The organism is Duganella hordei, assembly GCF_040369125.1.
In the GTDB taxonomy this organism is placed as follows: Bacteria; Pseudomonadota; Gammaproteobacteria; order Burkholderiales; family Burkholderiaceae_D; genus Rugamonas; species Rugamonas hordei.
Map to the genome: position 1 here is coordinate 1 of NZ_BPWI01000011.1, position 25,511 is coordinate 25,511.

Annotated in this window: 20 protein-coding genes and 3 pseudogenes; 15 read left to right on the top strand and 8 right to left on the bottom strand. The window is 64.4% G+C overall.

The genetic code is table 11. From position 1 onward, the window contains the following. Positions 1-376, top strand: a 376-nt coding sequence (locus ABWW33_RS22500) for a helix-turn-helix domain-containing protein (RefSeq protein WP_353403826.1), incomplete at its 5' end; no start/stop codon positions are given. A 7-nt stretch (positions 377-383) separates the two neighbouring features. Here ABWW33_RS22500 and ABWW33_RS22505 read toward each other — a convergent pair. Together ABWW33_RS22505 and ABWW33_RS22510 are read right to left on the bottom strand one after the other, a co-directional pair. Then, positions 384-944, bottom strand: a complete 561-nt coding sequence (locus tag ABWW33_RS22505) for a hypothetical protein (protein ID WP_353403827.1) — start codon at positions 942-944, stop codon at positions 384-386. After that, positions 941-3,100: a protein kinase domain-containing protein gene (locus ABWW33_RS22510; protein ID WP_353403828.1), complete on the bottom strand. Its 2,160-nt coding sequence runs from the start codon at positions 3,098-3,100 to the stop codon at positions 941-943. Before ABWW33_RS22510 ends, ABWW33_RS22505 begins: the two co-directional genes overlap by 4 nt. Before the next feature lie 294 nt (positions 3,101-3,394). On the opposite strand from ABWW33_RS22510, the gene ABWW33_RS22515 reads away from it, so the two are divergent. The 6 genes from ABWW33_RS22515 (at position 3,395) to ABWW33_RS22540 (ending at position 7,027) form a co-directional block, all read left to right on the top strand. Next, entirely contained in the window at positions 3,395-3,673 is a 279-nt protein-coding gene (locus tag ABWW33_RS22515; RefSeq protein WP_353403829.1) for a hypothetical protein, read from the top strand. Beyond that, positions 3,670-4,752 carry a hypothetical protein gene (locus ABWW33_RS22520; protein ID WP_353403830.1) on the top strand — a complete coding sequence of 361 codons (1,083 nt, stop codon included), beginning with the start codon at positions 3,670-3,672 and terminating at the stop codon, positions 4,750-4,752. The genes ABWW33_RS22515 and ABWW33_RS22520 overlap by 4 nt, the downstream gene beginning before the upstream one ends. A gap of 100 nt (positions 4,753-4,852) precedes the next feature. Further along, entirely contained in the window at positions 4,853-5,323 is a 471-nt protein-coding gene (locus ABWW33_RS22525) for a hypothetical protein (protein ID WP_353403831.1), read from the top strand. Next, positions 5,320-5,613 (top strand): antibiotic biosynthesis monooxygenase, encoded by a 294-nt coding sequence (locus ABWW33_RS22530; RefSeq protein ID WP_353403832.1) that lies wholly within the window; start codon positions 5,320-5,322, stop codon positions 5,611-5,613. Before ABWW33_RS22525 ends, ABWW33_RS22530 begins: the two co-directional genes overlap by 4 nt. A gap of 50 nt (positions 5,614-5,663) precedes the next feature. Next, complete coding sequence (locus ABWW33_RS22535) at positions 5,664-6,536, top strand: sigma-70 family RNA polymerase sigma factor (RefSeq protein WP_353403833.1); 873 nt, start codon at positions 5,664-5,666, stop codon at positions 6,534-6,536. Between the two features lie 29 nt (positions 6,537-6,565). Further along, a complete protein-coding gene (locus ABWW33_RS22540; RefSeq protein WP_353403834.1) occupies positions 6,566-7,027 on the top strand; it encodes a VOC family protein in 462 nt (153 codons plus the stop codon). Here ABWW33_RS22540 and ABWW33_RS22545 read toward each other — a convergent pair whose 3' ends face one another. Further along, the gene (locus tag ABWW33_RS22545) at positions 7,028-9,082 is read right to left on the bottom strand and encodes a family 43 glycosylhydrolase (protein ID WP_353403835.1); all 2,055 of its coding nucleotides are present in this window, start codon (positions 9,080-9,082) and stop codon (positions 7,028-7,030) included. It lies immediately after the preceding gene. A 99-nt stretch (positions 9,083-9,181) separates the two neighbouring features. Here ABWW33_RS22545 and ABWW33_RS22550 point away from each other — a divergent pair, with 99 nt between their 5' ends. The 7 genes and pseudogenes from ABWW33_RS22550 (at position 9,182) to ABWW33_RS22570 (ending at position 15,091) form a co-directional block, all read left to right on the top strand. Further along, entirely contained in the window at positions 9,182-9,565 is a 384-nt protein-coding gene (locus ABWW33_RS22550) for a BlaI/MecI/CopY family transcriptional regulator (RefSeq protein WP_176653068.1), read from the top strand. Continuing rightward, a pseudogene (locus ABWW33_RS33135) lies at positions 9,562-10,407 on the top strand (M56 family metallopeptidase); the annotation flags it as partial. The gene ABWW33_RS22550 and the pseudogene ABWW33_RS33135, both read left to right, overlap by 4 nt. 135 nt (positions 10,408-10,542) lie before the next feature. Continuing rightward, positions 10,543-11,364 carry a class D beta-lactamase gene (blaOXA, locus tag ABWW33_RS33140; RefSeq protein ID WP_444551011.1) on the top strand — a complete coding sequence of 274 codons (822 nt, stop codon included), beginning with the start codon at positions 10,543-10,545 and terminating at the stop codon, positions 11,362-11,364. Between the two features lie 15 nt (positions 11,365-11,379). Next, positions 11,380-12,138 (top strand): annotated as a pseudogene (gene blaOXA / locus ABWW33_RS33145) (class D beta-lactamase); the annotation flags it as partial. A 12-nt stretch (positions 12,139-12,150) separates the two neighbouring features. Then, positions 12,151-13,209 (top strand): annotated as a pseudogene (ampC, locus tag ABWW33_RS33150) (class C beta-lactamase); the annotation flags it as partial. Between the two features lie 152 nt (positions 13,210-13,361). After that, a complete protein-coding gene (locus ABWW33_RS22565; protein WP_353403838.1) occupies positions 13,362-14,177 on the top strand; it encodes a hypothetical protein in 816 nt (271 codons plus the stop codon). Next, positions 14,174-15,091, top strand: coding sequence for a hypothetical protein (locus ABWW33_RS22570; RefSeq protein ID WP_353403839.1), 918 nt, complete (start codon positions 14,174-14,176; stop codon positions 15,089-15,091). The genes ABWW33_RS22565 and ABWW33_RS22570 overlap by 4 nt, the downstream gene beginning before the upstream one ends. 19 nt (positions 15,092-15,110) lie before the next feature. On the opposite strand, the gene ABWW33_RS22575 is transcribed toward ABWW33_RS22570, so the two are convergent. Both ABWW33_RS22575 and ABWW33_RS22580 read right to left on the bottom strand, forming a co-directional pair. Then, positions 15,111-16,217: a LacI family DNA-binding transcriptional regulator gene (locus ABWW33_RS22575; protein WP_353403840.1), complete on the bottom strand. Its 1,107-nt coding sequence runs from the start codon at positions 16,215-16,217 to the stop codon at positions 15,111-15,113. A 133-nt stretch (positions 16,218-16,350) separates the two neighbouring features. Continuing rightward, positions 16,351-18,513 (bottom strand): alpha-glucuronidase family glycosyl hydrolase, encoded by a 2,163-nt coding sequence (locus ABWW33_RS22580; protein WP_353403841.1) that lies wholly within the window; start codon positions 18,511-18,513, stop codon positions 16,351-16,353. A gap of 86 nt (positions 18,514-18,599) precedes the next feature. On the opposite strand from ABWW33_RS22580, the gene ABWW33_RS22585 reads away from it, so the two are divergent. Next, positions 18,600-19,727 carry an endo-1,4-beta-xylanase gene (locus tag ABWW33_RS22585; RefSeq protein WP_353403842.1) on the top strand — a complete coding sequence of 376 codons (1,128 nt, stop codon included), beginning with the start codon at positions 18,600-18,602 and terminating at the stop codon, positions 19,725-19,727. A 4-nt stretch (positions 19,728-19,731) separates the two neighbouring features. Here ABWW33_RS22585 and ABWW33_RS22590 read toward each other — a convergent pair whose 3' ends face one another. Genes ABWW33_RS22590 through ABWW33_RS22600 form a run of 3 tightly spaced genes read right to left on the bottom strand, consistent with a single transcriptional unit; the run spans position 19,732 to position 25,476 of the window. Further along, complete coding sequence (locus ABWW33_RS22590; protein WP_353403843.1) at positions 19,732-22,608, bottom strand: glycosyl hydrolase 115 family protein; 2,877 nt, start codon at positions 22,606-22,608, stop codon at positions 19,732-19,734. Positions 22,609-22,612: 4 nt separating this feature from the next. Next, entirely contained in the window at positions 22,613-24,235 is a 1,623-nt protein-coding gene (locus ABWW33_RS22595; RefSeq protein ID WP_353403844.1) for a glycoside hydrolase family 43 protein, read from the bottom strand. After that, the gene (locus ABWW33_RS22600; RefSeq protein WP_353403845.1) at positions 24,232-25,476 is read right to left on the bottom strand and encodes an SGNH/GDSL hydrolase family protein; all 1,245 of its coding nucleotides are present in this window, start codon (positions 25,474-25,476) and stop codon (positions 24,232-24,234) included. The genes ABWW33_RS22595 and ABWW33_RS22600 overlap by 4 nt, the downstream gene beginning before the upstream one ends. Positions 25,477-25,511: the final 35 nt, after the last annotated feature.

Below are 25,511 nucleotides of genomic sequence, written 5' to 3' on the forward strand. Positions count from 1 at the left end.
GCCGCCGCTGGCGGCGGTCGCGGCAGCGGCGCCGCCGCCGGAGCGGCCGCCTGTTGCCGCGGCGCCGGCCGCCACCCGGCCGAAACCGGCCCGCACCCGGCTGGAAGCGCTGGGCGAACAAGAGATCGTCGATGCGATGGAGAGCAATGGCTGGCAAATCCTGGGCGCGGCGCGGGCCCTGGGTATCTCGCGGCCGTCGTTGTACAAGCTGCTGCAGGCGCATCCGCAAATCCGCCGCGTCGAATCGATACCCGTGGAAGAACTGCGCCAGGTGCTGGCGCAGTACGCACAGGACTGGCAAAAATGCGCCTCCGTGCTGCGCACGCCCGGCGAAGCCTTGCGCCGGCATGCGCGTCTGATCGGTCTGCTGGCCTAGTCAGCGTTCAGGGATGGCCGTCTTCATCGCTGCCGCGGCCGGAACCGACCTCCGTTTCCGGATCGAATGAAAAGACCCGTATCTCATCCTGCATATCGATGCCGCGGAAGATGCGCACGGTGAGCAGCAAGGACATTTCCCAGCGGCCCAGCACATTGCCGACATCGAGGGTGTGCTTCCAGTTTTGTGTCACCAGCCGCAGCTTCTTGTCGTCGACCGCATCGGACGTGAAGTCCAGTGCCAGCGGGTAGCTGGCGCCGATCTGCTGGGTAAATGGCCCGGGTGGCGCGTAGCGCGGGGTCTTGCCGGGTTGGACCTGCAGCACCAGGGGCCTGGTGACCACGCAGCAATCGATGATCTGGTAGCCCGTGAAGCTGGCTTGGCGGCCGCTGCCAATGACGCGAATGTGGAAGATCTCGCCTTGGCAGAAATAGATTTCGCCTTCAAACAGTCCGGTCGGATGGACTGGCTGCTGGCCGTCTGTCGAGGCAAATTTGAACGCAAGCTGGTCGCTGATCTGGTCGGCATCGAAACCGACCGTCAGCATGACGTCTTTCAATATACTCATTTGACACTTTCGTGGTGGAGGTGACGGTAGAGAGGATCGCGCCGGAGTGCCAGCAAGTCGGGTTCCATGGCGATCAGGTGGGCAGGGTAGCCGAGTGTCAGGGCCTGTTGAAGCTGGACCAGTGCGGCACTGCGGTTACCGCTGATTTCATACACTAGGCAGGCCCTGAAATGCGCGTCGGCGCTGTCCGGCGCGGCCTGGAGCGCGCGCCGCGTCCAGTCCGCGGCGGCCGCGCCGTTGCCGAGCTTGGCAAGATACAAGCCCAGGCGTGACTGGTAGGTGGCGTTGTGGCTGGAGCGCGCCAAAAGCGGTTGCAACAGCGCCGCCGCCTGCTGATAGGCCTGGCGCGCATCGGCCTCTCGTCCCGGCAGCCAGCGCAGCGCATCGCCCAGATTGGCCCAATACAGGTATTGGTTGGGACTGCCGCGGCCGGACGACACGGCCAGTTCGAAGTTCTTTTGTGCACCCAGGTAATCGCCACGGTAGAACAGGGCCGTGCCCAGGCTGCTGTACAGGCGACTGCTGGGATGGACCTGCAAGCCCTGTTGTAACACCTGCAGGCCTTCCTCGGCGCGATCCTGGCGCAGCAGCACCGCATGCAGATTGGCGTAGGCGTAACTCAGGTCAGGTTCCAGCGCGATGCTGCGGCGGAAGTCTTGCTCGGCGGCGGGCAGCTGGCCTTGCTGGAAATGCAGTCGGCCGCTCAGGTCGTACAGCAGGCGCTGCTCCGGGTGGGCGGCCATCGCGCCGGTCAGCGCCTGGCGCGCTTCCGCGTAACGGCGCAAGTTGATCAGCAGGTCGATCCGGCCCCATTGCGCAAACAGATCGAGTGGGTCGAGTTGCAGCGCGGCTTGTTCTTCCTGCAGTGCCTGCGCAGTCTGGCCCTGGTATTCCAGTACCCAGGCACGCGCGGTATGCGCCAGGGCCAGTTGCGGATCGTCCTGCAGCGCCTGCTGTGCGCTGGCATCGGCGCGGGCCAGCCAGACCTCGTCGCGGCCTTCGCCGAAATAGCGCAGGCTATAGGCCAGCGACAAGCCGGCGGCTGCGCCGGCGTGATGCGGCTGGCGCAGCAGGATGGCATTGAAATGGCCGATGGCCGTGTCCAGGCTGCCGTTACGGTCGGCGCTGCGCAAGGCGTCCAGGCCGGCGGCCATGCTGCGCGCGGTGGAAAACGGCAAGGCGGGCACGGAGCCGGCCAAATGCCAGGCGCTGGCCAACAGGACAGCTGCGAGGATGGCTGCGGCCAGCGCCGCCGGCCCGGCCCGGCCAGCGCGGCCACGGCGGATGCGGGCCAGCAAGGGGATGGGCCCGATGCGGCGCGGTCGCCGCAGGGCGGTGCCGGTGGACAGCGCCTCGATCGCGGCGCGCACCGCCTGCATGCTGGACAGGCGCAGCACCGGGTCGCGGGCGGTCATGGCTTGCACCAGTGCGGTCACTGCGGGAGGCAGTTGCGGCGGGAATTGCCATTGCTCCGAACTGGTCTGGAGCTGGGCTGCGGCCAGCGCCAGGCCGCTCAGGTTGGCCAGCGGGCGGTGGCCGGTCAACAATTCGTACAGCACCACGCCCACCGCATAGATGTCGCTGGATGGATTGGCGGCTGCGCCCAGCAGCCGCTCCGGCGCCAGATAGGCGATGGTGCCGTGGAGCTGGCCGGTGGTCGCGCTTTGTGTCGCCAGCGGGTCGATCTGGCGCGCCAGGCCGAAGTCGAGGATGCGTACGCTGCCGGAAGGTTCGTACATCAGGTTGGAAGGTTTGAGGTCGCCATGCACCAGGTGCGCCTGATGCGCCTCGCGCATCGCGTCGGCGATCTGGCCGGCGATGGCCAGCGCCGACGCAGGCGCCAACGCGGTGTCGCGGATCAGTTGACCCAGGGTCTGGCCTTCGACCAGTTCCATGACGATGGATTGCTCTTCCGCTTCGTCATCGAAGGCGTAGATCTTGACGAAGGCGGGATGCCGCAGCGATGCCGCTGCCCTGGCCTCGTCCAGCAGCCGGTATGGATGGTGGGCAGCGGACACTGCCTTGAGACGCTTGATTGCAACTCGCCGCTGCAACAGGCCATCCCAGGCCTCGAAAACCTGGCCATAGCCGCCTTCGCCCAAGCTGCGTATCAGCTGGTAGGGCGGTGTGGCGAGCGGAAACGAGGCTATATTCATATCGTCAGTCGATACTGATCAGTGGGTCGATGCCGGGAGATTGCGGCGCAATGGAGCACCACGCGCAGTTGCAAATGAACAACGTACAGCATAGCAGCCAGCTCGCACGAGCGGAAATCTTTCTGTAACTACAACTTGTTAAGTCACTTTGCCATGGGGGCACGTGGCCAAAGCACATGTTGCGCGAAGGGTCAGATTTTTATCAAAATGACATTTGGTGAGAATTTGACAATTTCACGTCATGTAGGATTGCTCCTACAGCTCGACATAAGTAACCTCACCAGAAAGATACTCATGCCCACAGTCAAAGTCACCTTCAAGTTCACGCCGTCGAGTCCCACCTTGCGCTACACCGCGTACGTTGATGATTCGCCGTTGGCCATCACGAATGGCAATGCAAGCGCCATGCTGGAGCAAAATGAAGAGCATATCCTCAGCTGGTGGATGTGGGGTAATGGCGGCGACAAGCTCGATATGACTGCCAACAACGGCAGCAAGGACATTCTGACCAAGTCCAGCGCCATACCGGCGACGAAACAAAAGGCAGCCGGCTATGGACGGATGAAGCCATGAAGGCCGCGCGTATAATTTTGTTGCTGGCGGCGCTGTCAGGAATACACGCCACCGGCCAAGAGCTTAGCCAAGCCGTGTTGCCAGCGGGCGGCGGCCTCAAAGATCCATCCCAACTGGCACCGGGAGTGGAGCTGCGCGCCGGTAAAGGGGATGACCAAGTCACGTTGAAGCTCTCACGTTATGTTTCGGAACCCGAGGGTCAGCTCTTGCCAAACGGAGACAGGCTCGCGCGCTTTAGCACCGGTAGCTTGTTGTTCAGTACGCCTCTTAGCAAGCGCAACACCACTGAATTGCTGACGTTGGATGGCTTGGCCACAGGCAGCAGCGTAGCGTTCCAGTACAGCAGCTTCAGCGCATCCTTTCGGCCGGCACTGGCGACCGAACGAGCTGCCAAGGACCAGATCTGTGCTGTCGTGCTTAAAAAAAAACAGGCAAAGGAGGACAAGAAGGCATCCGATCCCAAGGCCGAACAGCCTATCGAATGCGACAGCAGTGACGTAGAGAAATACGGCACGCCTAAGCAGCAAAAGGACTGGGAGCGCCTGTCCTGGGGCGATGCTGCCATGCCACCGCAGATCTGGGGCGCCAGCGCGGAAGTCGGTTTCCCCACTCACGATTATGTCAACACCGACACGCTGGCGAAGGAAAGCAGCAAGGAGCACCCGTGGTCGGTCGGTGCCTACTATGCGCTGAGTCCGGATCGTAGCAACACCATTTACTCCATCAGCGCCAAATACCAACGCAGCTATGAGGACGGCAAGGAAGGAGTGCTTTGCCCTGTCGTCGCGCCTACCGGGGTCAGCAGCGTTAGCTGTGCATCCGGCGCGCTGGGCGCTACGGTACGCAAGACCAAGAAGCTGCTTGCCTTTGATGTGCGCCACGACTTTGGTAATGTCGCTGTCGGCCTGACCATCACCCGTGACTTCGCTCAACCGGCAACCAGCGTGGAACTGCCGCTCTATCTGATCAAGAACTCCGATGGCAAGCTGAACGGCGGCCTGAAGTTCGGTTACCGCAGCGACACCAAGCAGTACGGCGCAGGAGTATTTGTGGGCAGCGCTTTCAGCATTTATCAGTAAGCCAAGCCGCTGTGATCATCGCGCGACAGGGGACCGGTCCTGTCGAGACATTCTCTGGTCCCTTCGAGACAGCGACATTGCCGCGGTCGAGTTATGGCGTTTGCCGCTTGCCTCCGCCGGCGTTGCCTTGCGGCTGGCTTCGGGCCAGCGCTGGCGCTACGGTCTGGCGCTGGACCGTCGCCTTGCGTTTGCCGCCGCGCTTGAGCAGCCCGGCGCGGTGTTGGGCGTGCATGCGCGGGCCCGCCTGGCGCTGCGTCGTCGCAAACTCGACCTTCCACTGGCCAAGTTCGTCTTGCTTCCGCTGGCGCTGGCCATACCCGCGTTCCACCTGCATCAACATATTGCCTACGGCGAATACTACAGTTTCGGCCTGAAGGCTTACCTCGTCGCCTTTGCGCTGCGGTGGGCCGCCTGGTCTATCGGCGGCGTCCTGAGCGCGGCGATCGAAGCCGTATGGCGCCTGGGGCGCACAGAATTATTTTTTCCCAGACCGATCCGTTTTGCCCCGCTTCGTCGTCATACACATAACAGGCCCGATTGGCGGGCCTGCCCAACCGGAGACGAACTATGACAACCTTGATGATTCCCCTGACCATCGACCCCGCCAACCAGCGCCAGGTGCTGGACATGTTGCGCGACAATATCAACACGGTGATCCGTACGCTGGACGGGTGGATTGCCACCGACTTGATCGCGAGTGCGGATGGAACGCGCATCGTCATCCATTCCCAATGGCGTGACGTCGCGGCGGTCGACACGATGCGCACCGACCCCAGAATGGTCGCCTACTACCCCAAGCTCGCCGCACTCGCCACGATCGACCCCATCATGGGCGAAGTCGTCGAGGCGGCCAGGGCTTGATAGTTTGATAAACTCGTACCCGGTATCGACGGACGTGGAGGCGGCCAGCAATGAACGATGTGGCGCAGGATTTTGAAAAACTGCTCGGTGAGATGCGGCCCAGGCTTCATCGCTATTGCGCCCGCATGACCGGGTCCGTGGTCGATGGCGAAGACATCGTCCAGGATACGCTCGTGAAAGCATTTGCCGCGCGCGCGTCCTTTGACGGACTGGACAACCCCCAAGCCTGGCTTTATCGAATCGCCCACAACGCGTCGCTGGATTTCCTGCGGCAGCGCGCACGCACGCCGGTGATGGAGGACGAAGGCGAGCTTGCCACATTGGCGTCTCCCGAAGTCCCAGATCCCGAGATTGCCGCGACCTGCCTGCGCAGTTTCATGCGGCTGCCGGCGCTGCAGCGAAGCGCGGTGATTTTGAAGGACGTGCTGGGCCATTCGCTGGGGGAGGCGGCGCTGATCACCGCATCCAGCGAGGCGGCCGTCAAGTCGGCGCTGCAGCGGGGACGTGAACGGCTGCGCGTGGTGGCCGGCGAATCCGGCGAGCCGGCACCGCCCGCTATCGACGGCGCCGTCAGCGCCCGGCTGCTTGCCTATGTGGAGGGATTCAAGACCGGTGATTTCGACACGGTACGCGCCATGCTGGCCGATGATGTCAGACTTGAGCTCGTGACCAAGCTGCGGCGCAACGGCAAGAGCGAAGTCGGCGAATACTTCGGCGCCTATGCCATTGCCGTGCAATGGGCGTTCTCGCCGGCGGTGGTTGACGGCCGCGCCGCGATGCTGGTGTTTGACCGCAACGTATCGCTTGATACGCCGGCGTATTTCGTGGCGCTGGAATTTGCCGGCGACCACGTCGTTGGCATACGCGACTTCCTGTATGCCCGCTACGCGATGGACGGGGTGGAGATACAGGCTATTGCCTGAGCCATGAACGATGACTGCAAGGAGCAACGATGAAAATACGAGCAATAGTGGTGCTGTGCCTGGGCGTGCTCATGATGACAGGTCCGGGCGTCTCTGCGTCTGCGGAACCCGCCGGACACATTACCGGCGTGGGTGGCATATTCTTCAAGGCCAAGGATCCCAAGGCGCTGGCGGCGTGGTATCGCGATGTGCTGGGCATGCCGCTGGAAGTGTGGGGCGGCGCGAAACTGCGCTACGATGCGCCCAACCATCCTCCGGCGCTGATCTGGAATGCCTTCCCTGCCACGACCAGCTACTTCGCGCCGTCGACCAGCGAGTTCATGATCAACTACGCGGTCGACGATATGGATGCGTTTCTCGCGCGCCTGGGCACGAAAGGCGTCGCCATCCTGAAGCGCGCCGACGATGCGAACGGCCGCTTCGCATGGGTGCTCGATCCCGAGGGGAACAAGATCGAGCTGTGGGAGCCTAAGCGCACTGCGCCTCCCTGATTATTTTTTGGACCAGATGAAGCGGGCGCCGTCGCTGCCGTCGGGCAGCGGACCGGGGGCGTCGGCGCGGACGGCGCCGGTCCGCGGGTCGATGCGCAGGAAGCGGTTGGTCAGCAGCGACATCAGCACCAGCTCGCCCGTCGGCGTCTCTGTCCACTGGAAAGCTTGGGTCACGCCGGACTGGGCGGGCTGCAGCGCGGCGCTGCCGTCGGCCGCGATGGTCACATAGCTGTTGCCGGACTGGAGCGCGGCCCGGCCCAGGCCCAGATCCAATATCGTGAACGGCGTCGGCGCCGCGTTGACGAGCGCTTCTCCGCGCGCGGCCAGCCCGGCCGAGCCCCTGAAGGAAGCGAGCTGTATCACCTGGCCATACGGAATGGGCCGCGTCAAACCGTGAGGGTAGGGCTGGTAGACCTCGAAGCTGGCGAAGTCGGCGGCGCCGCCGTTCTGCTTGCCCGTGTTGTAGTTGAACAGTGCGTAGCGCACGCCCTGCGAGGTGACGGGCTGGTAGATCATCGTGAATTCCTGCCCGATGGGCTGGAAGCGCTCGCCGTCGAACGAATAGCTGAAGCGTGCTTTCTCGGTCCGGAAGTCGCATTCGGCGCGCAGCCACACGCGCGTGGAGGTGATGCCGATGCGCGTGGACTGGTTGCGTGCCTGATCGAACAGCACCAAGGCGAGCTTGCCATTCTTCTTTTCCACCGCCAGCGTGGCATACGGCAGGTTCAGCAGGCCGAGGCCGGCCACGTCGTTTTCCAGCAGCCCGGATGCGTCCAGCGCCGCCGTCGGCACGGACACCGGCCCGATTGCCCGTTGCGTCAGCGAGTTGCGCGCTTCCCAGAACGACGCCGCCTGCATCGAGCGCAGGCGCAGGAAGCCCGGCCGTTCACTCAGCGACCACTTGTCTTCAACCGGCGCATGGTTCCATTGCCAGACGGGTTTGAGCGCGGGCTCGGAAAAATCGTCGCTGCGCACGAACGGCGCCGCGATCTGCTGCGCTTGCGCTGTGCGCGGCTTGACCCAGGTGCGCGGACTGTGCCCCGGATTGCCAGGCAGGCCGAAGTAGGGCCAGCCGTCCTGCCAGGTCACCGGCGACAAACTGAGCAGGCGGCCCGCCGAGTTATAGTCCATCATTGAAAATCCCCACCATTCGCCGGCCTCGGTCGGCACGATGCCGCCCTGGTGCATGGCCGTCATGGCGCGCGACGCCGGGTTGGGCGGCACGACTTCGAACGGATACTGCCTGTTCTTCAGCCGGTAGCCGCCGGCCATGCCGAAACCTTCCTCCTTGCTGATCGCCGGGTTTACTTCGTACGGTCCGTAGACATGGTCGGCGCGCGCAGCCGGCATGGTGCCGCCCGCATCATTGGCGCTGACGATGTAGTACTTGCCGTTGACCTTGTAGAAGTGCGCGTTTCCGCCCATGCCGTCGGCCTTGGTGAACAGCTCGCGTTCCGTGTCCGGCACGATATCGCTCAGGTCATTGGTCAATTGCGCGATGCGCAGTTGCTGGAGGCCCCAGACAGCATAAGCCTTGCCGTCGTCGTCGAACAATACCGACAGGTTTTGCAGGCTGCGCTTCATTTTCCAGTGCGTCCACGGTCCTTTCGGATTGATGGCGGAATACATCCAGGTGCCGCGACCGTTCACGTTGGCGAAGATATAGAACACGCCGTTGTGGTGGCGCAGGCTGGGCGCCCAGATGCCCTGGCCGTAGATGTTCCTGCCGCGCTCCAGCCGGTAGCTCGGCCCGAGATCCAGTTCGCCGGCGGCATAGCCGAGGAATTCCCAGTTGACCAGGTCCCGCGACCGCAACAGCGGCAGCCCGGGCATCGCGTGCATGGTGGCGCCGGTGAGATAGAACCATTCGCCCACCCGTATCAGGTCGGGGTCGGCCAGCTCGTCGTAGAAGAGGGGATTGGTATAGCTGCCGTTGCCGTTGTCCGGCGTCCAGGTCTTCATCGACAGGCCGGAGTCCGTACGGGGCTCCTGTTGGGCCGCCGCCGGCAGCGTCAGCGCGAGGGACAGCATGCACGCAATTGCGAGTTTGGTCATAGCGTCTCTATTTTTCCGGGGAAACATTCGGATAATGCCATCCTTGATTATTTGTGACATATGTCGCACAATGGCGACGTGTATCGCAAAGGAACTTAAATGGCCATCCCCTCGATCTCCGAGCTTACTCTGTTGAAGGCCTTATGGCGGCAGCAGCCGCTCAGCGCCCGCGAAATCCACGAGCAGGTCGAGGAGGAGCTGGGCTGGTCGTACTCGTCCACGCGCAAGACCCTGGAGCGCATGCTGGACAAGGGCTCGGTAAGGCAGCGCACGCTGCACGGTGTGCAGGTATATGAGGCGGCGCTTGAGAAGGTCGGCACGCTGGCCGCGTTCGCGCGCGACTTCAGCCGGCGGGTGATGGAGATGGATGCGCCTTTGCCGGCCAATATGTTCACCGGCAGCAAGCTCGTCGACGAGGATGAGCTGGCGCAGCTCGAGCAGTTGCTGAACGACTGGCCCACCGGCGAGGACGGCGCCAAATGACGCCATCCGACCTGCTGGCTTTACGCTTCCTGCTGGCCAGCTGCGGCTCTGTGGCCGTGGGACTGGTCGTGTGGACGTTGCTGGTTGCTTTCCGCCGCCGCCTGCCCGAGTTTTCCCTGCAACGCTCGACGTGGCTGCTGAGCCAGGCGACGGTTGTGGCGGCTTTCCTGGTGATCCTGCTGCCGCACAGCGAACGCCTGCGTTTGATTCCACCGATAGAACTGTCCGACAATGTGGCCGCGCATCTGGCCGATCCCGGCAAAACGGGCACGCCGACTGCCGCCGCCAACCCGGCCGGCGCGGCGAATACGGAGGCGGACTATCGCTCCTGGCTCGCCATCGGCGCGCAAGCCTGGCTGCTGCTATATCCGCTCGGCCTGGCTTATGCGCTGGCCAGATTGTGGCTGGGGCGCCGGACATTGAATGGCCTCGCCGCGGCAGGCCACCGGCTGTCCGTCTTGAATCAGCACGACGGCTTTGCCGCGCCCGGTACGCCCGCGCTGGCGGTCATCGAAGTGGACGCGCCAATCTCGCCCATGCTGTTCGGTCTGTTCCGTCCTCGCCTGCTGCTGCCGCGTCACCTGCGCAGCTTTGAGGCTGGCCAGCAACGGATGATCGTCGAGCATGAACTGACGCATATGCGGCGGCATGACCTGCAATGGATGAGCGTCGGCCTGCTGCTGCAAACGCTGCTGTGGTTCAACCCCTGCATGCGTTTGTTGCGCGCCCAGCTCTCGTGGGCGCAAGAGCTGGGCTGCGACCGCGATGTGCTGCGTGGCCGTCCGCAGACGGAACGCAAAGCCTATGCGGCGGCGCTGATCGCTCAATTGAAACTGCAGCATCGCCAGGTAAACGCCACGCTTGCTTTCGGCGGTGTCAGCGCGAGCACCGTGGCGGCGCGCATCGGCCTGATACGCGAGCCCGCCGCGCCGCGCGGCCCATGGGCCCGATGCGCCGCGCTGGCCGGCCTGGCGGCAGTGTTCGCGGGCAGCCTCGCCTTCCAGCCGGCCTTCGCGTGGCGCATCGCCCCGCTGGCGCAGGCCGTGCTGCCGGCAACGGAAACGCCGTTCAGCTGTACCGAGATGGCGGATGCAGACAGCGGCAAGCGGCTGGTCCACGACGGCCATTGCGACGAACGCGTCACGCCCGCGTCGACGTTCAACATCGCCGTCAGCCTGATGGGCTACGACAGCGGCATCCTGCGCGACGAGCACACGCCGAGACTGCCGTTCAAGGCCGGCTATACGGACTGGAACCCGTCATGGCGCGCAACCACCGACCCGACCAGCTGGATACGGAATTCGACCGTGTGGTATGCCCAGCAGGTGACTTCGCAGTTGGGCGCCGAGCGCTTCCAGCGCTACGTGAACAGTCTCAACTACGGCAACCGCGATGTCTCCGGCGATGCCGGCAAGGACAATGGCCTCGCGATGTCGTGGATAGCTTCCAGCCTGAAGATATCGCCGGTCGAACAGGTGGCTTTCCTCAGCAACATGTTGAACCGCAAGCTGCCGCTGTCGGAACATGCCTATGAGATGACGGCCCGCCTCACCGAACTTGATGCCCTGCCCAACGGCTGGGAGATCCACGGGAAAACCGGCACCGCCGCGCCGGTGCTGGCCAACGGCCGCGATGACGAGAAACACCGCTACGGCTGGTTCGTCGGCTGGGCGACCAAGGGCAGCCGCAAGGTGGTGTTCGCCCGCCTCGTGCTGGAGGACCGGCAGCAAGCCGCCGCCGGCCCCCGCGCCAAGCAAGCCTTCCTGCGCGATCTGCCGGCGCAACTGGACGCGCTTTAACAAGGAGACAGCAGTATGAATTTTCGCCACATGGTCATGGGGGCGCTGTGCAGCCTCGTCTGGACTTCAGCAGTCCATGCCACCGAAGTGTGCACCGCCATTGCCGAAGCCGGCACCGGCGCGATGCTGGTCCAGCGCGGCGACTGCCAGCGCCAGGTGACGCCGGCGTCGACCTTCAAGATCGCCATCAGCCTGATGGGCTACGACTCCGGTTTCCTCAAGGATGCGCACACGCCGAAGCTGCCGTTCCGCCCGGGCTATGTCGATTGGCGACCCAGCTGGCGCGAAGCGACGGATCCCGCCAAGTGGATGAGCGATTCGGTCGTATGGTATTCACAGCAGGTGACAAAATCCCTGGGCATGCAGCGCTTCGCCGAATACACGCGGAAATTCAATTACGGGAATGCCGACGTCTCGGGCGACGCGGAAAATGACGGACTGACCATGTCGTGGATAGGTTCCTCGCTGCGGATCTCGCCGCTGGAACAGCTCGCGTTCCTGGACAAGATCGTCAACCGCCGGCTGGGCGTGAGCGCCCATGCCTACGACATGACGGCCCGGCTGACGCAGTTCGGCCAGCCTCCCGCAGGCTGGCGCATCAACGGCAAGACCGGCGCGGCTTCCGGCTTTGGCTGGTATGTCGGATGGGCGTCGAAAGGTTCGCGCACCTTCGTCTTTGCGCACCTGATGCAGAGGGACGCGACGCAGCCGCAGGACGTGTCGGCCGGCGTGCTGGCGCGCGATGAATTCCTCAAGGAATTGCCGGCCTTGCTGCTCAAGGATACGGTGGACCGCGCCATCGAGCCGCTGATGAAGCAATACGATATTCCGGGAATGGCGGTGGCCGTCACCGCCAACGGCAAGAACTATTTCTTCAACTACGGGTTGGCGTCCAGGGAAACCGGGCAAGCCGTTACCAGCCATACCTTGTTCGAGATCGGCTCGCTGAGCAAGACCATGGCGGCGACACTGACGTCCTATGCGCAGGTCAACGGCCAGCTTGCGCTGACCGACAGCGTCAGCCGGCATATGCCCAAGCTGCGCGGCAGCAGCTTCGACAACATCAGCCTGCTCAATCTGGGCACCCACACGGCCGGCGATTTCCCGATGCAGGTTCCCGACCATGTCGAGACCTATGATCAGCTGATGGCGTACTACAAGGACTGGAAGCCCGGGGTTGCGGCGGGCAGCGCCAGGACCTACTCCAACCTGAGCATCGGCCTGCTAGGCATCATCACCGCGCAAAGCATGGGCATGCCGTTTGCGGAGGCGATGGAAAACAAGCTGTTCCCGCAGCTCGGCATGCATCACAGCTACATCGACGTGCCGGCGGCGGAGATGAAGAACTACGCGCAAGGCTATAACCAGGCCAATGCACCGGTCAGGGTCAATCCGGGAGTGCTGGCAACGGAGGCTTACGGAGTCAAGACCGATGCCGCGGACCTGATCCGCTTTATCGACGCCAACATGGGCGTCGTCAAGCTTGACGACAAGCTGCAGCGCGCGGTCACCGGCACCCACACCGCCTACTTCAAGACGGGCGAACTCACGCAGGATCTGATCTGGGAACAATATCCCGCCGCGTCGAAGCTCGATCGCATGCTGGCGGGCGTTTCCGAAAAAATGGTCTTTGAAACCAATGCCGCAACCAGGCTGGTGCCGCCGATGCCACCGCAAGCGGATGTGCTGATCCACAAGACCGGATCAACCGGCGGCTTTGGCGCCTATGCGCTGTTCAATCCGGGGAAGAGGATGGGCATCGTGATGCTGGCAAACAAAAGCTATCCCGGCGCCGAAAGAGTGACGGCCGCCCGGCACATACTGGATCAACTGAATCAGCGGTAGCCGCAGCCCTGCATGAGTACTTCGGGTTAATTTGAGCTACACTGTATAAAAAACCAGCGGGTGGCCAAGTCCTGTCGTTCTTGATATTTTCTTTTAATCAATATAGATTGGGGCTTTCATCGCTAGGGGCCGAGTTGCGGTTCCATGAAGCCATGCTGCAGATCTTGCCATCCTCCGCCTGGGTTGAATATCGCTGGGCACCGAAGAGAAAAACCTTAAACGAAGGGGCGATCCATTTCGCTATCGTTAAAGGAGTGGACGGCAAGGAGCATAAGTGCGTTGTCAAGTTGATGGATTTGTCGACTCGCCCCGGTTTGTTGTGCGAGGGATTGGGTTGGCTGCTGGCGCAGGCGGCGGGGGTCAACGTACCTGCGTTTGCCGCAGTGCTGCGTGTGCCGCTTGTCGAGCTTGGTAAGTCAATGACGCTGCCAGCGTTTGTTGCCGGCTATCCTGAATACTTGGCATGGTGCGTTGAAGTTGTTGAAGGCAATGCTGTGTCGCAAGTTAACAGATGGATGTTTTGGTTGGCGCGGGCCAGATGTCTCCACGCGAAAAACACGCCAGTGATCGCAGCATTCGATTATTGGGCCGATAATCGGGACCGGAATTACGGAAATGTTATTCGATCCAGAGATGGCCAATATATCGCCATCGATCATGAATCTCTTTTGCACGACGTAGTGTGGCGTAAGTACTATGGACTGGAGTTTACCCTCAACAGCCTGTTGCAAGAGGCGCGGTTGCGGCTTCCCGCCAGCCAGTTGCACAGGTTTCAGTGCGACATGGCCTTGGCGGCAGAAAAGCACGCCATCGCGATCCAGGCGATGAAAACTGTCGGTGTAAAATTCGTATCGGACATTGTTCCTGATCCTGCGCTCTCCGCGCAGTTGTGGACGGAGATTGAAACCTTCCTTGCCTTGCGTGCGCAGATTGGTTGGTTAGCTGGCGAACTAGGGGTGATCGTATGAATATTAATTTCTTCAGCCAAGACAAGCCGTTCGGACACCTTGATGCGGTCACGGTATCGGTTCCGGCATCTGCCTTTTTAGGTCATTGGTCCACTCTGGAGTTGCAGCCAGACTTGTTTGCTCCACAGCGCTTTACTGTGGGCGTCGTGGTTCAAGCAAGCCAACAGCGCCTGCATTACCATTTGCTTAGCGACTTCAAAAAGTTTGAATGCATTTATTCCGGACAGCTCCCCAAAAAACTGGTTGCAGATATGCTTGGACACGCCGAGGAAGTTCTGCGTCAAGCTGCGCAACGTGGAGTCTTGCTTGAGGAGGTCGATTTCGGATCGGCCAACCTCCAACTTTCTATCCCTGTCCATACATCGGGAGTATCTGCTGAATCCATCATTGAGCGCCTGTACCACGACGTCGTGGTGCTTGAGCCCGGTACATCGTCGGGTCGCATTCGCCAATTTGAATCGCTGGATACGCCTTCTGTCAGACATCTGGTTAATCAGGCGCTCAAGTCGATAGCTGGTAGTGACTTCGAACGGATTGTTCTTGATGCGAAAGGCGGCGTGCCAGTACCGGATGGGGATCGTACGCATTTTCTGGATGTGAACATTAAGACTGACACCGCTTGCGGCAGTGTCATTTCCGCCGTCTATAAAACCGTGGATAGGGTCGAAATGAACCTGCTGCGAGCGAATCTCGATTTGACGACGTTTGCGCGGTTAAAGCACATGGACGACAAGGGCGTTTTCCTGATGTTGCCTGAGCGGGCTAAACTGGAACGCAGCGAATGGGACCGCATCGAAAATGTCGTTGGCGAGCAAAGCTGGAAGCTCGCACAGGATGGTTTCCGCGTCGTCAGCGGGGATACTCCCGATGGCTTGGCCAAGGAAATTTACGACTGGGCCCGGCCTACGTTATAGACTCCCGTTCGCAGCCGTATTACTTGTGCTTGGCCACCACCTTGGTCGATGGCCGCAGGCGCGGCGCGGCGTCGGATTGGCGGCGTATCAGTTTGTAGTCGATCACCGCGTGCTTGGGCGCGTCCGGCTCGCCGTTGCGCTTGGCGCGGATCTGGTGCACCAGGAACTGCACCGCCTCTGCCGCCATGTCGGTGATCGGCTGGCGCACCGTGGTCAGCTCCGGCCAGATGGTGCTGGCCAGCGCGGTGTCATCGAAGCCGGCCACCGTCAGGTCGCCCGGCACGTCCAGCCCCAGTCGGTGGGCGATCGCCACCACGGCGGCGGCCATGTCGTCGTTGCTGGCGAAAACGGCGGTCGGGCGCTGCTCCAGGCCCAGCAGCACTTCGGCCGCGTCCAGGCCGGAACGGTAGGTGAACATGCCCTGCACGATCAGCTCCGGCGAACTGGGGATGTTTTTCTCGGCGATGGCGGCCTTGAAGCCGGCCAGCCGGCGCGCGCTGGCGGTCTGGTTCGGATGGCCGATGACGAAGCCGATGCGCTGGTGGCCCAGCGACACCAGGTGGCAGGTCATCGCATGGGCGGCGCTGAAGTCGTCGATGCTGACGCCGCCGACGCGGGCGTCCGGCTGGCCGCAGGCCACCGTCACGGCCGGCGTGCCGGAGGCGACGATCAGGTCGATCAGGTTCGGGGTGTCGCACAGCGGCGGCGGCAGGATGATGCCGTCGACGCCGTTGGCGATCAGGCGGCGCGCCTGCTCGATGCCGTGTTCGTCGGCCTCGCACTTTTCCACCACCAGCTGGACGTTGTTGGGACTGGCCTGGTTCAGCAGGCCGACCAGGAATTCGCTCAGGTAGCCGGCGCTGGGATTGCTGTAAAGGAAACCAACCCGTATCGGGCGCGAGCCGGCAAGCCGGCGCGCGGCCTGGTTGGGGACGTAGTTCAGCGCGGCCACCGCCGCGTCGACGCGTTGCCGGGTCTTGTCGCGGACATTGGTATCGCCGTTCATCACGCGCGACACCGTCATCGGCGAGACGCCCGCCAATTTGGCCACATCGGACATGGTCGGCGCCTGCGACCGGATTTCCACCACCGGCTCCGCCTTCGGTTTCACCTTATTGCTTGTCATCTGCCTTCGTAACCTTGTTTGAAAAGTGAAGCTAAGTTCAGCGTCAGACTTTACCACAAGGCCCTGCCTGCCGGGGCGGAATGCCCCCGGCAGGCAGGGCCTGACAGGGCGCAGGCCGAGCCGAACATGCTGTTCAATGCCCCGGTGCGTAAGGGAAGCGCATGGCCTGGTAGCTTGCCAGCGGCAGCGCCGGCGGGCGCACGCCCGGCGGCAGCGGCAAACCGGACACCGACTGGAAGTATGCGATGCAGGCGTCGCGCCATAGCACGGCGTCGTCCACTTGCCGCGCCAGGCGCTGCGCCACTTCGGCGTGGCGGCGGGCGTCGATCAGCGGCCGCATCGCCGCCCAGCGCGCCTGCAGATTTCTTGCGGACGCGACGCCGGTGTCGTACCGGGTCAACAGTTCGGCCCACAAGGTGCGGCCGGACGGCATCGTGTAATCCCACGGCAGGTGGTGGAACCACAGCAGGAATTGCTGCGGCGTGGTGTGCGGGTCGGCGTACTGGCGGGCGATCTCCGGCGCGTACTGCGCCAGCGCGTTGCTGCCGCTGGCGGTGCGGTCGAAGCCGATGCCGTTGCGGTCGGCGCGGTGGTAGTAGACCGGGTTCCAGTCCGGCCGCTCCAGGTTGGCCACCCACGGCGCCGGGCCGTGGTGGTGGCCGGTGCCCATCATGTGGTGCAGGCCCAGAGGGGTCATGTAGTCGACCACCGCTTCGCGCGACAGCATCATCATGTCGACGATGGGAGTGGTGACGGCGGGATCCGCGCTGAAGGTCTGCGCCGCCCACTCGGTGGCGATATCGCGCGCCGAGGCCTGCGGGTTCCACGCCAGTCGCCCGTAGGCGTACCAGTTGGCCTGGTCGAAGTGGGAACCGGTCCAGTTGCGGTCGGTGCCGATGTTGGCCACGCCGGCCATGCCGCTCAGCGTCTGCGCCACGGTGGCGCCCTGCGGCGAGGTCCTGGTGTCGCTGCGCAGCGTCTCCTCAAACAGCGTGCCCAGGTAGGCCATGTCGGTGGAGAAGCCGAGATACTCCTTGGTGACCTGGAACTCCATCATCAGCGGCGTCTTCGGCATCGCGCCGAACAGCGGATGGAACGGTTCGCGCGGCTGGAAGTCGATCGCGCCGTTCTTCACCTGTACCAGCACGTTGGCGGCGAAAGTGCCGTCCAGCGGCTTGAATTCGTCCCACGCCTGCTTGGCGCGGTCCGATGCCTTCTCGGCGCCGGGCGCGTAGACGAAGGCGCGCCACATGACGATGCCGTGGTGCGGCGCGACCGCTGCGGCCAGCATGTTGGCGCCGTCCGCGTGGCTGCGGTGGTAGTCCTGCGGGCCGGGCTGGCCCTCGGAGTTGGCCTTGACCAGGAAGCCGCCGAAGTCCGGGATGGCCTTGTAGATCTCGTCGGCCTTGCGCCGCCACCAGGCCTGCACTTCGGGCGACAGCGGATCGGCGGTGGAGGTTTCGTGCAGCTCCAGCGGCGTCGAGAAGCGCGCCGACAGATAGACCTTGATGCCGTAGGGGCGCAGCACGTCGGCCACGGCGGCGGCCTTGGCGATGAACTGCGCGGTCAGCGACTCCGGCTTGGCGTTGACGTTGTTGAGCACCGTGCCGTTGATGCCCAGCGAGGCATTGGCGCGCGCATAGTCGGTGTAGCGGCGGTCCTTGATGTCGGGCAGCGCCCACCAGTCCCAGATCGAGGCGCCGGCGTAGCCGCGTTCCACCGTGCGGTCCAGGTTGTCCCAGTGATTCAGCACGCGCAGCCGCAGCTTGGGCGCGGAGGACGCCTCCGGCGCCTTGCCGTCGGCCGCGGCGCGCAGCCAGGCAAAGGCGCCGTACAGCAGGCCGGTGTCGCTGTTGGCGGCGATCAGCGTGACCTCGTGGCCCTGCAGGCGGGTGCGGCGCAGCAGATAGCCTTCGGCGCCCAGGGCGGCCAGTTCGGCGCGCAGCGGCGAGGCGCCGGCGGCCAGCTCCGGCAGCGTGGCCGGCGTGGCCAGCAGCAGCGCGCCGTCCTGTATCTTGGCGGACAGCGCGGGGGCGCGGCCCAGCATGCCGGCCAGGCCCGTTTGCAGTTCATCCAGCGCGGCCTGGGTGGTCGGCGACGGAGCGCCGCTCAGGACGATGCTGCGGGCCTGCGCGCCCAGGCGAACCTGCGCCGCGTGCGGCAAGGGACGGTAGCGCAGCCACAGTTGATAGCCGTCTTCGTCGGCCGGTACGGTGGCCGGAGCATTGGCCGCCGACGCGTTGGCGCATAGCGCAAGCAGCGCCGCTGCCAACAGGGTGTTGAGAAAATTCCGCATACCGTCTCCATTTTGGTGCATTATGTTAGCGTAACCATTTGATTATGCCACGATGTTAGCGAACATTTTTACCTTGGAGTGTAACAATGACGATTTCTCGCCGTAATGTTTTATCGATGCTGGCCGCCGGCCTGCTTCCGCTGCCGGACGTGCTGGGTGCCGAAGCAGGTCCCACGCCCCTGAAAGTGCTGGGCAAGCGCAAGGGACTCAATATCGGCAACGCCATCGGCACTCGCGACTTGCGCGATCCGGGCTACAGGGCATTGATGGCGCGCGAGTGCAACATGATCGTGGCCGACAACGAGGGCAAGTGGCAGGCGTTGGCGCCGCGCCAGGGCCAGTACAACTTCGCGCCGGCCGACGAGCTGTATGCGTGGGCCAAAAGCCAGGGCATGCTGATACGCGGGCATAACCTGATCTGGGAGCCCGCCAAATGGCTGCCGAAATGGGTCAACGAGCACGATTTCGGCAGCCAGCCCGCGCGCGAGGCGGAACGGCTGCTGCGGGTGCACACCCAGGCGGTGTGCGGCCATTTCGGGCGCGACATCCACAGCTACGACGTGGTCAACGAGGCGGTCGATCCGGCCACCGGCGCCTTGCGCGCCAATGTCTTCACCGAACGCCTGGGCGCGCTGGAGCAGGTCGAGCTGTCGTTCCGGCTGGCGCGCGAGTATGCGCCGCATGCGCAACTGGTCTATAACGACTACATGCGGGCCGACGAGGGCAGCGCCAAGCACCGCGCGGGCGTGCTGAAGCTGCTGCACGACCTGAAGTCGCGCGGCGCGCCGGTGCAGGCGCTGGGCCTGCAAAGCCATATCGGCTCGTGGGACGAGGTAAGCGGCGGGACGGGCGCCGCGCATCAGCTGGAGTGGCGCAAGTTCCTCGACGAAGTCACCGGCATGGGACTGGACCTGCTGATCACGGAATTCGACGTCAACGACCGCAAGCTGCCGGGCGATATCAAGGCCCGCGACGTCGGCGTGGCGGCCCTGGCCAAGGACTACCTGGACGTGACCTTCAGCTATCCGCAGTGCCGCGACTTCCTGATGTGGGGCATGGCGGACAACTTCAGCTGGTTGCAGACATGGGACGAAGCGCCGCGCACGGATGGCTTGAAAATGCGCCCGACGCCTTTCGACGACAAGCTGCGCGCCAAGCCGCTGCGCGACGCCATCGCCGCCGCCATCGAGGCGATGCCGCAGCGCGCGGCCTGACGGCTTAGCGTCTCGGACTTTCGGGCGGACCCAGATAGCTGTTGCGCTGGCCGCCCGCATCGACCACCAGCTTTTGCAGCACCACACCGGGATCGATGGCCCAGAACTTCAGCGTATGCTGGCCCGGCGCGGCGATCTTGTGCCGCGAGCTCAGTACCGTCGCGCCGTCGGATACGCTGCGTTCCCACGCCTTTTCCGTCGCGTCGGCGTGCATGTTGACGATCTGCGGCGCCTCGTCGTCGAAGGACACGGCGTAGCGCAGGCCGGCGCCGGGCTGGAACTTCTGGGTAGGCGCCAGCGTCGCCTGCACGCCGACTGTTCCCGCGCTGAACAGATGCATCTCGTATTCCAGCCGCATGCGCGGCGTGTCGTCCGCCGCAGCGCCGGTCGGCGCCGCCGGCTGCAGCACCGTCATGCCGGACAGCGTGCGGCCATGGTCGGGGATGCGCAGCCAGGTGCGCTGGCCGTCCGGCACTGCGCGGCTGTAGTGCTCCGCCTCCATCGCCACCACGCCGCCGGTTTCGACAAAGCCGCTAGGCGCCGCGCCGGCCGGCTTGCGCAGCGGGACTTTCAACGTGGCCTTGCCGCCGTCGGGACCTGTAACTGTCAGCGTCGCCTGCGTCACGCCATCCGGCACTTCCGCCCAGCGGGCGCCAACCTGCACACGCTGCTCGCGCAGCACCTTGCCCCTGGGCTTGTCCAGCGTGATCCACGGTTCGCTGGCGGTGATGGTGTAGTCGAACGGCTGCTGTCCGCGGTTGAAGATCTCGACGAAACGCGCCCGCTGCTCGAACACGTCCAGCGCCGGCAACGACAGCTTGTCGCCGTCCGGGCCTGGCCATACCTGCTCGCTGCCTTCCACCGCCACGCCCATGTCGGCCTGTTTGGGCACCTGCATCTCGGTCACCGGCGGCATCACGTTGCGCGGTGGCTGGTTCCAATAGGTGTAGCCCAGGTGGGTCTGCGACATCATGTGATCCCATTTTCCGCCGCTGATATCCTCGTGATAGCGCCGCACCAGTTCGGCGTCCTCCCTGAACAGCTGCCGCGCCCGTGCCGCCAGGTCGTTGGTGGATGCCCGTCCCTGCAGGCCGTACAGGCGGTTCATGCCCGCCGTGACATACAGCTCGTTGACCACCGCGCCGGCCTTCACCGGATACAGCACCAGCTGGTAGAAGGCGTCGCGCCGCGAGGCGGGCAATGCGGCGGAGATTTTCTCGGCGCGTGCGGCGATGTCCTTGTACTCGGCGACGATGCGCTCGGCCTCGCCGTAGTTGACCAGGCTGTAGGTGGTGGGCTCCAGCTGCTCCGGCTTGCGGCGGCCGTTGTACTTGGCGTACTTGGCCACGACGTCGGCGATATCGTCCGCATGTTCGGGGCCGAATTCGCGCGCCGCCCACAGCTTCAGGTACTCCGGCAGCCGCTCCGCCGGCCAGGCGGCCGGGTTCCACGCATAGGTCAGGAAGAATTCGATCGGCACTTCCATCGGCTTCAGGTCGCCGACGTTGACGATCCACATGCGGTTGGCCTGGTACTGCCAGGCCAGGTGCATCTGCTCCCATACCTTGGGTAGCGGGGTGACGTTGATCCACTTGTACGAACGCGGACCGCCGACGTAATCGAAGTGGTAGTAGACGCCGGCGCCGCCCGAGCGCAGGCGTTCCGCCGGCGTCGGCAGGCGGCGGATATTGCCCCAGTTGTCGTCGCACCACAGAAGCATCACGTCGTCCGGCACGCGCATGCCCTTCTCGTAGTAGTCCTGCACTTCCTTGTACAGCGCCCATACCTGCGGCACCTTGGCCACGTCCGGGTTGATCTCCCTGGCGATGATGGAGCGCTGGTCGTCGACGATATGCTCCAGCAGCGAGACGTTCGACTCGCGCGACATCGGCTCGTCGCCGTCGCCGCGCATGCCGACCGTGATCATCTTTTCGCCGCTGCCGGCGTTGCGCAGGCCTTGCGCCCAGAACTCCTTCAGCTTGTCGGCGCTGCGGTTGTAGTCCCAGGCGCTGCCGCCGCCGTAACGCCGCCATTCATCGTGCGCGCGCATCATCGGCTCGTGGTGCGAGGTGCCGATGACGACACCGTATTCGTCGGCGCGCTGGCCGTTCAACTTGTCGTCGTCGTAGAAAGCCTCGCCCCACATGGCCGGCCACAGATAGTTGCCGCGCATGCGCAGTATCAGCTCGAAGACTTTTTCGTAGAACTGGTGATTGAAGCCGCCATAGCGCTGCTTGACCCAGCCGGTCAGCGCCGGCGCCTCGTCGTTGAGGAAGATGCCGCGATACTGCACCGCCGGGGCGTCGCTGGTGGCGGTCGCGGACGAGGCGTAGATGCTGGCGTGCTTCGCGGCCGGCACGTCGGCCCACCAGTTCCACGGCGACACGCCGATCTGCTCCGACATCTCGTAGATGCCGAAGATGGTGCCGCGCTTGTCGCTGCCGGCGATCACCAGCGCCCGCTCGACGCCGGGCATCGGATTGCGCAGCGTCTGCACCTGCCAGCCTTCCCACTTGCCCTTGATCGCGGAGACGTCCAGCGCTCCCGAGTGCACCAGCTTGTCGATCAGTGCGCTCTTGCCGATGGTGCCGATGATGACCACGTCCGCGCCGGCCGGCTGCAGGCCCTTGGTCAGCGTCGCCTTGGCCGCGCTGACGCGGCCGATGTCGGCCTGCAGGTCGCCCGCCGCGCGCAGCACGCCGGGATAATCGGACGGATCGACGTACAGCCTGGCGGCATGGCCGGCCTGCGCCAGCGCGACAGCGCCGGCCGGAGGGTGATCGAAGAAGGCCAGCCGTTTTTCGCCCAGCGCTTGCGCGGGCAGGGCGTGCGACAGCAGGGCCGCCATCAGCGCCCCTGCCGCCATATAGTGATGTCTCATGGTGTTATTTTTCTATGGCCTGGTAATCGAACCATGCGAAATCCGCAGGCGGCATGGGTTTGTTTTTGCCCGCACCTTCGGCGTACATGCCGATGAAGACGCCGGTGAATCCTCCTGCCAGTTCGGAGGTGAGGGGAGCGGTGGCCGCCACGCCGATCCGCGTTGCCGGCGCGTTGTCGCCTGCGACAGTCTTGTAGCTGAATTCGTAGCGGTCGGGCCAGGATTCCACCTGCAGCACGACCGGGTCGTCGCCCGGCGGCAACGATGCCGTGGCTTGCAGCGCCGTCACCCCGGCCACGCGGGTGATCAGTTCGAGCCGCCGCTGCGGTGCGCCGGTGACGCGCAATTCGTAATAATTTTTTTCGTTCTGGCGCAGCACCAGTCCCGCCGCCTGCGAAGTCGAGTCCGGACGGAACTCAAGCTGCGTGGCGGCGCGCATGCGCAGATGCTCCTGGCGGCGGCCGATAAACGCCGGCTGCGCGACGTCGTTCATCGTCACGTCGCTGCCCTTGAGCCGCAGCACGCCGGCGCGCTCGCCCAGCGACCACAGGCCATCGCCGGGGCCGCGCAATTGCGTCCATTGCAGCGCCAGCGTGGGCGCGTCAAAGTTGTCGCGCACCGGCTCGGCGGGCCACGGCGCCGATGGCGGCAGGCCTGCCGTCGGCATCGTCAACTGCAGCGGCGCGCCGTCGTTCACCGTCAGCCATCCCTGCTCGTTCCACTTGGCCGGGGCCAGCAGCGTTTCGCGTCCCAGGTGATGGCGCTGCGATTGCGGACGGATGCCGAGCAGCGTCACCCACCATTTGCCGTCCGGCGTTTGCACCAGGTCGCCGTGGCCGGTGGCTTGCAGCGGCAGTTCCGGGTGGCCGCGATGGGTCAGTATCGGATTCGAGGGCGCCGCCTCGAACGGTCCGAACGGCGATTTGGAGCGCGCCATCGTCAGGCTGTGGTTGTACGAGGTGCCGCCTTCGGAAATCATCAGGTAGTACAGGCCATCGTGCTTGTACAGGTGAGGACCTTCGGGCCATATCCCGCCGGTGCCAGGCCAGATCAGGCGTGGCTGCTCCAGCAGCTTGCCGGCCTCCAGGTCGATCTGCGCCTGATAGACGCCGCCATGTTCGCCGCCGCCATGGCGGGTGTAGTAGACCTTGCCGTCGTTGTCGAAGAACAGCGACGGGTCCATGCCCCACGATTTGTCGTTCAGCCAGACCGGTTCCGACCATGGTCCCGCCGGGTCCCTGGTGTGAACGTAGAAGGCGCCGCCGCCCTCCATATTGGTGGTCACCATGTAGAACGTGCCGCCGTGGCAGCGCAGCGTTGGGGCGTAGATGCCTTGCGAGCTGCGGGTGTGCGCCATCGACAGCTGGCTGGCGCGGGTCAGCGCGTGGCCGATCTGGCGCCAATGCACCAGGTCCTTGCTGTGATAGATAGGCACGCCGGGGAAGTATTCGAAGCTGCTGGTGGCGAGATAGTAGTCGTCGCCGACGCGGCAGACGCTGGGATCGGCATGGAAGCCGCTCAGAACGGGATTGGTGTAGACGGCATCCGTTGCCGCCTGTGCTCCGGTTGCGGCCAATAGCGCGCAGACCGCAACGGATGCCGCGCGGATCGCGGCCATGGCATTCATCGCGCCTCCCTGCACGAGCTGCGCAGCGCGGCCAGCGGCACCGCGTTGGCGATGGCGCGGTAGCCGGCGGCCGATGGATGCAGGCCGTCGCCGGAATCGTAGTCCTTTGCCATCAGCTGCGGTTGCGCCGGATCGCGCAGCGCGGCGTCGGTGTCGGCCACCGCGTCGAACACGCCGGAATGGCGTATCCAGTCGTTGAGCGCCTGGCGGTCTGCTTCGTTTTCCGCTTCCGGATGGTAGTAGCCGCTGGCCTTGTAGGGCGTGATCGTGGCGCCGATCAGGCAGATGCCGTGCGCGTGGGCGCGTTCGGCAAGCTGGCGGTGGGCCGTTTGCAGGTCGGCCAGCAGCTGCTGGCGGTCGGCCGGCAGGTCCGGCGTGTTGCGGTGCTGGCTGCCCAAATCGTTCACGCCGATCAGCACCAGCGCGTGCGTGACGCCGGCGCGCGACAGCACGTCGCGATCGAAGCGGGCGGCCAGGCTGGTGCCCAGGCCGTCGCGCAGCATGCGGCCGCCGCCGATGCCGGCGTTGACCACGCCGATCGCCGCGCCGCTCTGGCGCAGGCGCGCGGACAGCGCGTCGGTCCAGCGCGTGTTGCTGTCCGGCGCCACGCCGTAGCCGTCGGTGATCGAGTCGCCCACGACCACCAGCGCGCCGGTCGTGGCCGGGGCCCGGACCTCGACATCGGCCAGCATATACCAGTGGGCGATGCTGCCGGCGTCCGCCCAGGCGGCGTCCATCACGCGGTTGCCCTTGGCGAGGAAGCTGGCGGCGCGCGAACCGGGATGGCCGGTCTGGCGCGCCGGTTCGCCCTTGAAATACAGCGAAACCGCCAGGTCGGCGGCCGGCTTGACGGTCATGTCGACGGCGTCGCTGTAATACTCGGCGCCGGAGGGGATCATCACGGTGCCGCGGCCGTCAAAGGTCAGCGGACGCAGGGTGGTGGCGTCGATATCGGCCTTTCCCGGCTGCGCCAGCGCGATGCTGGCCCCTTCCACCACCAATGGCGCGCTGCCGTAGGCGTTGCTGATGCGGACCCGCAAGCGGCTGCCTCCCAGCGACAAGTGTACGATCTGCCGCAGGCTGGCGTCGCGCCAGTGCTCCGCGGGCAGTTCGTTCGCCGGTTCCGGCAATTGTTGCGCCGCACCCCAGGTGGCGACCCAGTGCTGCAGGTTCTGCGCGGCCATCGCCGGGCTGGCGTTCAATAGCAGGGCCGCCAGGACGGTGCTTATCGGCCGGCTCAAAGACCTGTACAACGCGTGTTGACTTGATCGCATAA

What these genes read in the sequence shown, in the direction of transcription:
- ABWW33_RS22505 (WP_353403827.1), bottom strand. Translation starts at nt 944, where the DNA reads ATGAGTATATTGAAAGACGTCATGCTGACGGTCGGTTTCGATGCCGAC.
- ABWW33_RS22510 (WP_353403828.1), bottom strand. Translation starts at nt 3,100, where the DNA reads ATGAATATAGCCTCGTTTCCGCTCGCCACACCGCCCTACCAGCTGATA.
- ABWW33_RS22515 (WP_353403829.1), top strand. Translation starts at nt 3,395, where the DNA reads ATGCCCACAGTCAAAGTCACCTTCAAGTTCACGCCGTCGAGTCCCACC.
- ABWW33_RS22520 (WP_353403830.1), top strand. Translation starts at nt 3,670, where the DNA reads ATGAAGGCCGCGCGTATAATTTTGTTGCTGGCGGCGCTGTCAGGAATA.
- ABWW33_RS22530 (WP_353403832.1), top strand. Translation starts at nt 5,320, where the DNA reads ATGACAACCTTGATGATTCCCCTGACCATCGACCCCGCCAACCAGCGC.
- ABWW33_RS22535 (WP_353403833.1), top strand. Translation starts at nt 5,664, where the DNA reads ATGAACGATGTGGCGCAGGATTTTGAAAAACTGCTCGGTGAGATGCGG.
- ABWW33_RS22540 (WP_353403834.1), top strand. Translation starts at nt 6,566, where the DNA reads ATGAAAATACGAGCAATAGTGGTGCTGTGCCTGGGCGTGCTCATGATG.
- ABWW33_RS22545 (WP_353403835.1), bottom strand. Translation starts at nt 9,082, where the DNA reads ATGACCAAACTCGCAATTGCGTGCATGCTGTCCCTCGCGCTGACGCTG.
- ABWW33_RS22550 (WP_176653068.1), top strand. Translation starts at nt 9,182, where the DNA reads ATGGCCATCCCCTCGATCTCCGAGCTTACTCTGTTGAAGGCCTTATGG.
- ABWW33_RS22565 (WP_353403838.1), top strand. Translation starts at nt 13,362, where the DNA reads ATGCTGCAGATCTTGCCATCCTCCGCCTGGGTTGAATATCGCTGGGCA.
- ABWW33_RS22570 (WP_353403839.1), top strand. Translation starts at nt 14,174, where the DNA reads ATGAATATTAATTTCTTCAGCCAAGACAAGCCGTTCGGACACCTTGAT.
- ABWW33_RS22575 (WP_353403840.1), bottom strand. Translation starts at nt 16,217, where the DNA reads ATGACAAGCAATAAGGTGAAACCGAAGGCGGAGCCGGTGGTGGAAATC.
- ABWW33_RS22580 (WP_353403841.1), bottom strand. Translation starts at nt 18,513, where the DNA reads ATGCGGAATTTTCTCAACACCCTGTTGGCAGCGGCGCTGCTTGCGCTA.
- ABWW33_RS22585 (WP_353403842.1), top strand. Translation starts at nt 18,600, where the DNA reads ATGACGATTTCTCGCCGTAATGTTTTATCGATGCTGGCCGCCGGCCTG.
- ABWW33_RS22590 (WP_353403843.1), bottom strand. Translation starts at nt 22,608, where the DNA reads ATGAGACATCACTATATGGCGGCAGGGGCGCTGATGGCGGCCCTGCTG.
- ABWW33_RS22595 (WP_353403844.1), bottom strand. Translation starts at nt 24,235, where the DNA reads ATGAATGCCATGGCCGCGATCCGCGCGGCATCCGTTGCGGTCTGCGCG.